The organism is Kitasatospora kazusensis (assembly GCF_039529945.1).
Taxonomy (GTDB): Bacteria; Actinomycetota; Actinomycetes; order Streptomycetales; family Streptomycetaceae; genus Kitasatospora; species Kitasatospora kazusensis.
This window is the reverse complement of record NZ_BAAANT010000023.1, coordinates 93570-106327: the sequence shown is the minus strand read 5'-3', so window position 1 is coordinate 106327 and position 12758 is coordinate 93570. Positions and strand designations below refer to the sequence as shown.

The 12758-nt window shown below is 66.4% G+C and carries 4 protein-coding genes; 1 reads left to right on the top strand and 3 read right to left on the bottom strand.

The window, feature by feature from the left end:
• Positions 1-450: 450 nt before the first annotated feature.
• From ABD330_RS19965 to ABD330_RS19955, 3 genes are all read right to left on the bottom strand, one after another.
• Complete coding sequence (locus tag ABD330_RS19965) at positions 451-1014, bottom strand: hypothetical protein (RefSeq protein WP_344466964.1); 564 nt, start codon at positions 1012-1014, stop codon at positions 451-453.
• Positions 1008-8372: an RHS repeat-associated core domain-containing protein gene (locus ABD330_RS19960; RefSeq protein WP_344466976.1), complete on the bottom strand. Its 7365-nt coding sequence runs from the start codon at positions 8370-8372 to the stop codon at positions 1008-1010. Before ABD330_RS19960 ends, ABD330_RS19965 begins: the two co-directional genes overlap by 7 nt.
• Before the next feature lie 997 nt (positions 8373-9369).
• Entirely contained in the window at positions 9370-9666 is a 297-nt protein-coding gene (locus ABD330_RS19955; RefSeq protein WP_344466962.1) for a hypothetical protein, read from the bottom strand.
• On the opposite strand from ABD330_RS19955, the gene ABD330_RS19950 reads away from it, so the two are divergent.
• A complete protein-coding gene (locus tag ABD330_RS19950) occupies positions 9638-12424 on the top strand; it encodes a hypothetical protein (protein WP_344466960.1) in 2787 nt (928 codons plus the stop codon). The two genes, ABD330_RS19955 and ABD330_RS19950, sit on opposite strands and share 29 nt — an antisense overlap.
• Positions 12425-12758: the final 334 nt, after the last annotated feature.

Genomic DNA, 12758 nt, shown 5'->3' with positions numbered 1-12758 from the left:
CCACTGGCGCCGCCGTCACCAAGCCCGCGCCCAGGCCAGTCATTACAGCCGACAAGCCGCGAATCAGGCATGAAGATCACGATCTACGGCTGGAGTATTAGCCTCGCGCTCTCATGAAGTGGGCTGTCCGACGCGTGGTCGAAAACGTGGAGAGTGCCGCTGAGCTGGGACGATAGGTCTTTCTAAGATCCGGGCCGCAGGCATTCGGACGGTTCTAATATCCGACGTCACCATTACACGTCCGGCTCCGCCTCCAGCGCGACGCCATCGACCTCCTCGGCCGCGCCCTCCGCAAGCCCGCAGGGACCACCAGCCAGCCCGACGATGGCGATGACCCACCACTTTGTGCAGCGCCCGTCCGCTGACGTTGCCGTCAACTACTGCCGTCAGAGACCCCAGAAGCCCCGCCGGAACACCTACCCGGCGGAGCTTCTGGATGTTTTCGTGGCGCTACTTCCGCAGTCGTGAACTCACCGCGATCAGTCGCTCGCGGCTAGCCTCTCGATCACTGTTCCTTAGCTGCTGGAGTGAATCGTCGACAACAGTATCGCCGAGCGTAATTCGACGCTGACATTCGTGCTCGCCTTCGAAGAACGCAGTTTCCGACATATTGCGATCTAGCTGCCCCAATGCGGTGAGGCTCGCGTGGGCACAACGCAGCGCCTCTTCGGCGTCGCCGCTCACCCGATATAGCACTGCATAGCGCATGCAGAGAACAGAATAGAAGGCATAGATGTCGTCTACATCGACCAGCCCCTCTTCTGATGGCTGCAGCTCTGCAAACTCCTGCAGCGCGTCTACGCGGGCGGAAAATATACTGCCTTCCAGGTCAAGGTTCCAGAGTTCATCCAGGATTTCCAGGAAGAGATCCACGTCTCCGGTGCGATTGGGGTCGCCGCCTCGCAGGCCCGTAAAGAGCTGGGCCATCCGTTCGGCGCAACTTGCGCCGAACACTGCAAGAGTCACCCGCTCAGCAGCCCGGACGGATTCGGCGACCGCCTCGTCCACTACCATTCAAAACTCCTCTGGCGCGTTGTGGTCACACCATTACCTGGGAACACATTCCCCATCATCCTACCGCCACCGCCTCGAATGAACGGTGCACAGATCGAGAGGCACACATTCCTTGACGTTCCTCCGGCAATCGGTTCATAGCCAAAAGCCTTTGCATACAACAAGGCATTCTGTTCGGCGTGCGTTCCCGGAATGTTTGGAACGTGCATCTCGCCGGGGCGGAGAGGTATGGACATCTGAGCCGGCGTCAAGCCATCTCCACTTCCCGCAATCAGATCAACCTGACCCTGCGGCGTGCGCACCCGCACCACAGCCACAGTACTGATGTTCTTCCGAACATAATCATCGGGCTCCGCGCCATGAATTTCGCTGGCGCGGTCGGACAGATCACAATTGTGGACCAGGACCGGCGTGGCCCCGGCCAGCACATAGTACGTGTGGAGGTCTGCGACGGTGAGGTTGTACGCGGATTGCGGTGTGGTGTGGAAGTTGCGGACAGCTTGAACCGTAACCGGGGTGGCAGTGGCTGAGCGGACCTGGTCGCCGGGGTGGAGGTCAGTGGCATCGGTCCAACGTCGGGTGGTGATGTCCCAGTATGGGTGGTGCTTGGTTGAGGTGATTTTGGCGGACTGCGCGGGGCTGTTGTGGTCGGTCGGGGGGGAGCTCGGTTCCGGCGTGACGGCGAGTGTGAGCTCGGTGAAGTCCTGGTCCTGGTGGCCAACGATGGTCGCCGTGACAGGTTCTGGCGTGTTGGTTCCGGTCTGGGGGTCGGTGGCGGCCACCGCCGTCCCGGTGGTCAGTTGGTCGATGGCCTTGGTGGAGCCGTCCGCGAGCAGGACGAGTGTTCCAGCAGGGAAGCTGTTGGGGTGAGGGCAGCTGCCGCCACCTAGGAAGTCGCCGACAGCTCCCAGAATGGCCTTTGCGCCGCCGCTGGAAGCAGCACTGGCCGCCACCTGCGCGCCCGCTCCGACGGCTCCCGTGGCGCCTCCGAGGAGTGCTCCGCCAGCCATGTCCGTGAGCTGGCCGGTGAAGGAGTGGTCTGCGTCTTCGGTCAGGAGGTTGCCTACCAGGGAGCTGGCGGCGCCGGCGAGGGCACCGCAGCCCATGCCGGCAGCGACCAGCGTCGCACCACCAGTCTCCATCGCACCCAGGCCGGCTGCCTCCCAGCAGCTGCTGAATGTCGCCCCGTAGGTCACTGCGGTGGCAATGGTTTTGATGATGGGGTTCTGCGCTACGACGTGCTGAGTGCGCTTGACGCCGTTCCCTACGTGGCAGCTGAATCCGCCGCCGCTGAGCCAGCCACCGCACTTCTTGGTATGGGGAGTGGTCGTATCGCCACTGCCACTGCCGTTGCTACTGGTTGTTGCCGGTGGCGTGCCACCACAACCGCCCGCGTACAGGCAGTTGATCTGCTGCGTCAGTGTGGGGTCGGCCGGTCCGTTGTCGCTGCCGCCGCCGTTTCGGTCGATCATCAGCCCGTTGGGGTCGGATGCGTTGACCGGGTCGTTGTCGCTGTAGGCGTACCCGTTCCACTGCTGGGGGTTGCCCGCGTCGAGAAGCGGGTCGGGATTGAGAAAGCGCCCCGTGGCCGGCTGGTATTCGCGGGCACCGAGGTTGGTGAGGCCGGTGGCGTCGTCCTTGGTTCCGCCTACGAAGCCCTTGTCGCCTGCCCAGCTGGAGGCCGGGACAACCGCGCCACGAGGGTTGCCGAACGGGTCGGTGGGGCGTCGGGTGACGGACTGGTTGGCGTCGGAGTTGATCTGGACACCCGTGGTCCCGTGAGGGTCGGCTGCCTGGTAGAGGAGGTGTCCACCGCCCACGGGGGCGGTGACGCGGGTGAGTGTGAGTCCGCCGGGCGCCGACAGCGTCCGGACGTCGCTCATGGACCCGTTGGGGGTGGAGGTGTCGAGAGTGAGTTCATCGGCCCCGAGGTTGACAGTGGTCTTGCCGGGGTCCCTGCGGATGAGCTGGTTGCCATCCGCGTCGTAGAGGTACGACGTGCCCGAGGGCTGGCCCGTCTTGGTGACGGAGTCGAGCCTTCCTTCAGCGTTCCAGACGAGGTTGGTGGTGCCGGTGGTGTCGGTGACGGCCGTGGTGTTGCCGAGTTCGTCGTACTGGTAGCTCGTTGCCTTGTTGACGGTGCCGGTCGTGGCGGTGCTGGTGAGCAGGCCGTGGGGTCCACCGGTGCCGCCGCCCGTGCCCTTGGCCGTGGTGGGGGTGTTGAGGGTCTTGGCCGTACCAAAGGTCTGGGTGCTCATGGTGTCGTTGGCGGCGTTGCCGTTCACGTCGTGTTGGACAAGCTGGCTGCGGTTGCCGGTGGTGTCGTAGCTGTAGGACTGCCAGTACGGGGCGGGGCCGCCCACCGTGGGTTTGCCGGCGACAGTGGCGGGGCCACCTGCGTTTTTGCAACCGCCGATTCCTGGGACGGTGTTGGAGCTTCCGGTGCCGTGCTGGGTGCCCGAGGAGTCCGTCCAGTCGGCGGTGGTGGCGGTGCCGCCGGTGTCGGTCCAGGCGTTGGTGAGCCGTCCCAGGTAGTCGTAGGTGTAGCACTGGGTGTCGGTGGCGGCCGCGTTCTGCAGGTCGCTGGCGGAGGTGATGGCGCCGGCCGGATTGTAGGTGTAGCTGGTCTGGTCGGCGGAGGTGGTGCCGACCTGGCGGTCGATGAAGGAGTTGATGACGTGTCCGGTCGCCCAGTCGTACTGCTGGGTGGAGACCACCTGTGTCCCGTAGCCGCCGACGGTGGTGCGTACGGGCCGTGCCATCGCGTCGTACTGCATGTCCGCGACGAGGGGCTTGCCCGCGCTCTTGGCACTGGTCAGCATGCCGGTGACGGTGTAGGTGTAGCCGGTGGTCTCGGCCGGCAGGCCGCCGAGCGCCGGGTAGCTGGCGGTGGCCAGGGTGCCCAGGACCGGGTTGTAGGTGTTGCTGGTGATGTACGTGCCCGCCAGTGTCCCGTTCTCGGGGGCCGTCGGGATGGTCACCGAGGTGCCCAGGCTGCGGTAGGCGGTGTCGTAGCCGGTGGTGGCTTCGGTGTACGACAGCACTGTGCCGTTGGTGCCCTTGGCGTAGCGGGTGGAGGAGGTCGGCTGTCCCTTCGCCAGGGTGTCGAAGGTCCAGGAGGCCAGCTGGTTCGCCGGAGCCACGCTGCCGGTGTACATGCCGGTTTTGCGGCCCAGCAGGTCGTAGGTGTAGGCAAGGGTGTTGCCCTTGGCGTCGGTGGTGTGGTCGACGCGGGAGTTGACGTCGTAGAACGTCTGGCTGGTGCCGGTGTCCGGGTCGGTGGCCGAGGTCTGGCGACCGTGCAGGTCGTACTGGTATGTCCAGGTGTTGCCTGCGGTGTCCGTGCGTCCGGCGGGTTGCCCTCCGGGTGTGTACGCGTACGAGGTGATGTCGGCGTCGGCGGGATTGCCCGTCGCGGTGTTCCCGTGGTACTGCCACAGTGCGGTGTTCTGGCCGCGGGCGTTGGTGACGGTGCTGGTCGGCGTGCCGCCTGCTGGCGGGGTCACATCGGTCCGGTCCGCGCCGGGGTACGCGGTGGTGGTGGCCCACTGGAGCTGTGCGTAGGAGCGGAACTCGCTGCGGACGACGCGGCCCTGGCCGTCATAGCTTGTCCACGTCTGCGCCGGGATCTGCGAGTCGTTGCCGGGGGAGAAGATCGTGCTGGAGGGAAGGGTGGTCGGCTCGTAGTAGGGGGCCGAGGTCTTGATGGCCCAGCCGTGCGAGTCGTAGCCGGTGTCGGTGATCAGCCGTCCGGTGGGTTTGGCCGGGGTGGTGCTCTGGGTCTGGCGGAGCCGCCCGAGGCCGTCGTACAGCTCGGTCTTGGAGGAGTAGGCGCCACCCCCCTCCTGAAGGGTCTGCGTCATGACGACCGAGGGGCTTGTCAGACCGTTGATCGCGTAGGAGTACTTGGTGTTCGGGTTCGGATCCTGCGCGGGAGTGCGTCCCGGTTCCCACACCGCGGTGAGGCGGCCCAGGCCGTCGTACTGCTGTGTGGCCACTCGGCCGTTCTGGTCGGTGGTGGTGAGCGGCACGCCGCGGCCCGGGTCCTGGGTCACGGTGGTCTTCCAAGTGTCTCCCATTGGCCCCGTCGTCGTCACGGTCGTGGGCACGGCGCCGGTTGTGGGGAGGTAGGCCGTGTGACTTGTGGCAGGTGCGGCGACCGTGGGCTTTGTCAGTTGGTTGCCGGAGGTGTCGTAGGTCGATCCGTCGGTCACGCTTGACGTCAGTGCGCGGCCGTAGACGTCGAAGGTGGCGCTGCCGACATTGGTGTATACGGGGTTGCCCGCGGTGTCGTAGTGGTCGAGGGTCTGGGTGCTGGTGGCATCGGCCTGGTCACCGAGTTGGCCGAAGGACTTGCCGTCGTAGAGGGTCCGGTGGTCGGCGATGGTGTTCTGCGCTGTGGCGGTGGTCCCGCACGGTCCGGTGACGGCCTTCGTCTCCGAGACGTCGGCCAGCATCGCGGGGTTGCTGCCGGCGGCGTAGCTGGTAGTGGTGCAGATCTCGGGGGTGGCGGAGGTACGGTCGCCTTGGTCGTCCGTTTGGACGATGCGGTTGGCGTTCGCGGGATCCGTTGTGGTGATCGTACTGGTAGTGCGCCAGGACTTGTCCGAGAGTTGGGACTTGCTGGTCGCGGTGACCTGTGAGGCGGGGTAGCGGGCGACCAGGTCCGGCATGCCGCCGGACTGCTTGTGGGTGGCGGTGGTCTGCTGCCCGTTGGTGATCGTGCCGCTCATCGAGACGACCGCGCCGCCGGCCTGGTCGTATGTCTGGACCGCCAGTGTCCGCCCTGTCAGCCAGTTGCTGTCGGTGACGTCCGCGCCGCCCAGCGGGTTGGGCACCGTGATGGCGCGGGTGGTTCCGTCGGCCTTGTAGTCGCCGTCCATGCCGCGCAGGTACGTCGTGGTGACCTGCGTCTTGGGTGCCTCGCCGACATACGCGCTGCCGGTCGTGGTGGTCACCGACTGGTAGCCGCGGAAGCCGTCCCAGGTCCGGGTCTTGGGGTCGGCGAACTCGCTGTCGTTGCGGTGCCAGGCCGCGTCACCGTTGTAGGTGTAGTGCGTGTCCTTGACGACGCTGAGCCCGGTGACAGCGTCCTGCTCGGTCACGTCGGCGACCAGGGGCTTGTTGAACCAGTCGCTCACCGGGTCCGGGCTGGAGGATCCCGGCAGGTACCACTTCACCGGCATGCAGGCGAGCTTGTCGTCGTCCTCCGACGTCGGCATGGTCTTCTTGACCCGCGAGCACTGCGGGTCGGAGTACACGACGTTGATCTGCCCGCCGGTCTCGGTGTTGATCTGCTGGATCCGCGGCCGGTTGAACATCGGCGCCGCCGGCACCAGGCCATCCACCCGATTGGCCATCTCACGAGGTACGAACGAGACCGCCGGCAGGGCCGCGGACGGCTGGCCGTCTGTCCCTGTCCGCACGATGGAGGACAGCCAGAGTGGGGGCTTGGTCCCGTCACCGGGGTTGGGGAATGACTGGGTGAGCGCCCAGGAGTCGACCGTGACCGGTGCCGAGTTGACGAATACCACGGTGCTGATGCCTGTGAGGCGCTTGGTGGTGAAGAAACTGGGGCTGTAGTTCGTACAGCCCGGGCTGCCGTCGCATACCTGGTCCAGTGGCACGTCGGGCCAGGAGGAGGCGTTGGCGGCGATGCGCTTGGACTCGGCGCAGCTGCCGTCCGTGGCCAGGCAGCGCTCGGTCGTGGCGAAGACGATTTCGGCGGCGGGGTTCAGTGAGCCGTGCGCCGCGATCTGGTCGGGGAGACGCTGGCCGTAGTTGATCTGCTTCAGGTACCCGGCTCGCACGTAGGACGTCGGAGTGCCGCTGCCGCTGTTCTGGCCGCCGCCGAGGCTGTAGGAGTTGGACTCGGTCCCGTAGGTGTAGGTCGTCAGGTTCTGGTGGGTGTCCACGACGTAGTCGAGGTTCCAGCGCCAGCCCATTGTGCAGAACGACCCCTGGCCGGAGCCCGCGCTGTAGCACGGGTCTCCGCTGTTGGGGGAGTAGACCGGCTCGCTCCAGGCGGAGTTGGTGGCCGCGTCGGTGCCGTCTCCGCCGGGCAGGTGGTTCTGCCCGAAGTAGTACTGCGTGCCGTCTGAGGTCGTGACGTGCCAGTACTCGCCGGTGGGCAGCCCGTTGGGCGCGCCGGTCAGCTGCTCGACCTTCGAGCCATCGTCGCCCTGCAGGTGCCACAGGCCGCTGGTGTCGTCACGGACCAGGGTGCCGGAGTGCCCGCCGAGGCTCAGGGTCGCGTTCTGGCCGCCCCAGCACTGGTCACCGCTGCCGGTGATGCCGTCCTTGGCGCAGCTCTGGTAAGAGCGTTCGATGAAACCGGGCTGGTAGTCCCAGCCGTCCCCGATCCACGAAGGCTGCGCGTTGGTGGCCGAGGTCCTGCCGTCAACCGCCGAGGAGTCGTAGGACAGCGCCACTGTCGGGGCCGAGCCGCCCGGAACCGCGGGCACCTGGATCGGGTACGAGTAGGTGAAGTTGCCGACGTTCGAGCCTGCGCTCCAGGCCGTCGACGGCGAGAGGGAGGTGGCTGCGTAGCTGCCGGCCGAGCCGGACGGACCCGCCACCGCCGCCAGCACCATCGGCGACGCGGTGTCGAGCGAGGCCGGTGCCGCTCCTGTGGTGTAGGAACTCTGGACGACTGTCGAGGAGGGTTTCAACTGTGCGGCGGAGGCAGGGCTCTTGGCTTCAGGAAGTGTCACTGAGGCTGTGAGCTGACCGGAGCTCACATCGACCGTGGCGGCGACCGGGGTCTGCTTGCGGCAGTCGGCGTTGTCCGGAGTCGTGAGTGCGCAGGCCGGCAGTGCGACGAGATGGGCGCGGTCGGACCAGCTCTGTGCCTGCAGGGCATTGAGGTCGAGTGCGACCTTGACGTTGTCCGGGCCCATATTCGCAGAGGTGTCTGCACTGGTCAGTGCGACCAGCGCGCCGTCGACACCCGCAGCGTGAGCACTGTTCGGGTCGGTGACCTGAACCTTCACGGTGCGCGTCGAGGTGTCGCCGTCGGCGGGTGCCAGTGCCACGGGAAGCTGGCCGGCCTGGACCAGGGCCTGCCCGCTGGAGGTCGGCGAAGCGCCGCCGGTCGCCTCGCGGGCGGCCTTCGCCTCAGCCGACGCCGCACCAAGCGTCAGTGATACCGAACCGGACTGCAGTGCGACGGAGTTCGAAGGCGTCCAGTCCTGAGGGACAGGGTTGGCCGGGGCCCTGAGCGGCTGGACATCAAGAGCGGACCCTGTGACCGCGTTCGTACCAGTACCGAGCGGGGTGTTCGGTGGTACCCAGACCGTGCCGTCCGAACTGTCGTCCGCCAAAGCGGCTGCCGGCAGTCCGACAACCGTGGCGAGCATCACCACCAGTGCCGTGGGCAGGCTCAGACCTCGATGTGGATCTCTCCACCAGCGCCCGGTATGTATCCGGACGTTCCAATTCCCCATAGCCTCTCCCATGCTGCCCAGAGATGAATTACGCACTCGAGTGCGAAGCATCGCTGACACTACGGGCTGGCCCAACTCGCGGGCCAGGGAAATCAGGCGCCCGGAAACCGCTTGAGAGGGATCATTGTTCGTAGTCGCTGGGGCAACTCGGACATACCTTGTCAAAACAAAATTTGTTCTTGACCGGACGCAAGCAATCGCGGATCGTTCCTTCGAACACCCGTCTGCCATGGGGCAGGTGACACCGAGGGGAACACAGACAGCCCATGTTTGCCACAGCATCGCTCCGGCCTCCTTCGCGAGGGGTGAGGAAGCTCCGATGGACTGCACTGCAGGTAGCCGCTGTCACTGCGGCCTCCAGCCTGGCCCTGGGTCTGGTAGGCGTTCCAGCGGCCTACGCGGACGCTCCGATCATCACTCCTGCGCTGTCCGCTACCGCGCAGGCGGTCCATGACGCACAGGCCATGGCCAAGGCCAGCGGCACTGCGGAGCCGGTCGACGCGCTGACCACGGAGACGTCTACCACCGTCGCCAATCCTGACGGCAGTCTGACGACAAATCAGTCCACACAGCCGGCAAGGTTCAAGCAGGGCAGTGCCTGGACAGCCATCGACACCACGCTGCGTGTCGGGCCGGACGGGACGGTTGCTCCCGCCGCCGTCCCCGCCTCGGTGTCTCTGTCCGGCGGTGGTGCCGGCGCCATGGCCACCCTCGCCACCTCCGACGGTCTGAAGCTGTCCACCAGCGCGCCCTTCGATTTGCCCAAGCCGACACTGAATGGCGATACCGCGACCTATGCGTCGGTCCTTCCGGATATCGACCTCCAACTGACCGCCACAGCAGCTGGCTGGCGCGACGTCCTGATCGTCAAGACCGCTGCCGCTGCCGCAAATCCTGCCCTGAAGAATCTTCACTTTCCCATTTCAACGACCGGATTGAACGTCAGCGCGGACAGCGCCGGTAACCTCTCCTTCAAGGACGCCACCGGTGCGGTGCGACTGAGCTCCCCGACCTCCTTCCAATGGGACTCCAGTACGTCGTCGGCCCCGGCTGTCTCGCAACGCACCGCCACAAGCGCCGCCGCGCCGAGAGCCAGAAGCGCATCGCATCCATCTGCCGCGAAACAGGACAGCGTCTCCACTCCACTTGAGCCGGGCGCGGGTGCGAACGTCACGGCTATGGGCATCACCGCCAGCGCGAGTGCCATTGACATCACCCCTGACCAGAGCAAGCTCGGTCAGGGCACCGGGCCGTGGTACATCGACCCCGCCGTCCAGGTCACCGGATGGAGCGTGCAATCGGTCCAGGTGCAGGAGTACAACCCGGACACCAAGTACGCAGACCAGGTCGCCAACCTCGGTACCGGGTACTGCGGTTACGCCTCGTGGCCTGACTACTGCCCGGACCCGAGCAACGGTCACGAGCGCGCCTACTACCGGATCCAAATCCCGTCGCAGCTGTACACCCAGCCCACTGGCGCCCCAGCCCGGCCCACCATCCTGAGTTCCACCCTCGCCGTCCAGGTCACTTCGGCGTCCAGCCCCAGTACAGCCACCACCTACGGGGTGTACTGGACCGGCACGATCGACGGCGACACCACCTGGCACAACCAGCCCTGCGGCAACGGCATGTACGGGTGCAATAAGGTTACCAACAACTCCCAGGCACTCACCGGGACCGGCCAGATCAGCTTCGACGTTACCTCCGCCGTCCAGCAGATCGCCGGCGGCAACAACGACAACTGGACCATCGCTGTCATTCCTGACAACGAGAGCGACCTCTACCAGCGCCACCACCTGGCCAACAACCCCTCCATCACCACGACCTACGACCTCCAGCCCTCCATCTGGTGGCCCCGCACCCGCACCGACACGGGCCAGGCCCCCGGCTTCGCATCGAACAACAGCCACGAGGACTGCAACAGCGGCACCAACCCCGCCTGGATCGGTGCCAACCAGAACATCAGCCTCAACGTCTCCCACTGGTCACCCACCGGACAGCAGCTCCAGACCACCTTCAAGTTCTGGAGCGACACCGGCGCGCCGCCGATCTACCAGACCTCGCCGTACGCCGGCAATCAGGACGTCCAGGTCCCCGTCAACTCCAGCTCCATGCCTGACGGCCACACGTTCGCCTGGTACGCCAACACCACGGACGGCAGCCTCACCAGCAACCTCACCAGCGCCTGCTTCCTGCGCGTCGACAAGACCCCGCCGAACGTCAGCATCAACTCGACCGACTTCCCGCCCTCCGGCAGCCCGGCGGCACCCACCACCAAGTACGCCAGCGACATCGGCCACTTCACGGTCACGGCCGCCGACCCCGTGCCGAGCGGCGGCAGTGCCTCCGGAGTCGCCTGCATCCGGATCACCACCAGCTCCAGCCCAGCGACCGGCTGGACCTGCGGCGAGAGCCAGGGCGACACCTACGCCGGCGGACACGTCGACTACTCGCACATCCCCGGCCTGTGGGGCACCAACCTCCTCTACGCCCAGGCCATGGACAATGCCGGCAACTACAGCCAGCCCGCCGCCTACAGCTACTACGCCCCCTGGAAGCCCGGCACAGTGCCCACGTTCGGGGATGTGGACGGCGACCAGAAGCCGGACATCCTGCTGCCCGACAGCTCCGGCAACCTGCGCATCGTAGGCGGCAGCGCTGACCCCGTCCACGCCGCCGCCGCGGTCGCCGCCAGCGCCCCGGGCAACGACCAGAACAACCACTTCACCTGGAACGACTTCCGGATCACCCACCGCGGCACACTGGACAGCGGCCTCGGAGTCGACCAGCTGATCGTCCACAACACCAAGGACACCGCCCAGAAGAAGTTCCTCTACCTCGTCTACAACGACGGCCACGGCAACTTCGCCCAGAAACCGGCCACACTCCTCACTCGCCCCACCCAGTGCGTCCTCACACTCGGTGGAACTCCCGGCGCCTGCCCCGCCACCTACGGGCCGGACTGGTCCGACATCACCCAACTGGTCGCCATCGGCACCCCGGAAGGCGAAGCCACCGCGACGAATGTCACGGATCCCACCAAGCACGTCACTATCACGCAGACCTCCCTGCTCGCCGTCGAGAACGGCCAGCTGTGGCTCTTCCGCCCGAGCGACGGCGCCTACGACCAGCTCAGCGGAACCGCCCAGCTGATCCCGTTCGCGTCCACCGTGGCCGCCAACACCAGCTGGAACAACTACGACCTGATCGCCCCGGGCCCCGCCAACGGGCTCACCACCCCCAACCAGGCAACCATCTGGGCCCGCAGCCGACTCGACGGCACCATCCACTCCTACCCCATCGCCCTGGACAGCCAGGGCAACCCCGACTACACCAAGCTCCAGGACCCCGCCAGCGGCTATATCCCCCACACCGGCAGCATCGACCCCGTCAACTTCCCCCTCGTCGGCTCCTCCGGCGACCTGAACGGCGATGGCATCCCCGACTTCTGGGCTGTCAAGAACGACCCCACCAACCGCACCCTGTACGTCTGGCCCGGCACTGCCGATCCTGCCACCAAGGCCGTCAACGGCTTCGCCGCCCCGGCCAACTTCGGCTCGGTCGGCACCCCCGTGAGTAGCACCCTCGCCCCCGGCGGCATCCTCCACCCCGGGGACACCGCCTACGCCGCCCACACCCGCCTGGTCATGCAGACCGACGGCAACCTCGTCCTCTACTCCCTCAACACCGGCATCGCCCTCTGGAGCACCAGGACCAACGGACACCTTGGCGCCTGGGCCACCATGCAGAGCGACGGCAGCCTCGTTGTCTACACACCCAAGACCGACGCAGGCGGTAATCCCGTCTACCCGACACCCGGCTCCTCAAGCGACGCCCTCTGGACCTCGGGCACCGCTGGCAGCGTTGGTGCTCACGCCACCGTCCAGGCCGACTGCAATTTCGTCATCTACAACACAGCCAACACGGCCATCTGGAACTCCGGCACCTACAACCCCAATCCGTAACACTCAATGGCCGCTGGCACTTGGGCCCCGCACCGCCAACCGGCGGTGCGGGGCCTGCCTGTCATGTGGTTCGGGAATGTCAGGTTTTCGGCTCTGCCGCGCCCAGGTGCCCTGTCCTACCTCGCCGTAGTCGGATGTCATTGCCGCGGCCGGTGTTATCAATTCGGCGAGATCCCTTACTGGCCTGGTGAGTTAGGTTACTTCGGGGTAGGCGGCGGTGAGAGCTGCCAGGGGGTCGGTTTCCTTCGCGCGCAGGTGCTCGGGGTGGGTGAGCAGGAGCCGCGCGGCGCGGCGGGCGGGGCGACCAAGGTGGGCCGGTACTGGGGGCGATGTG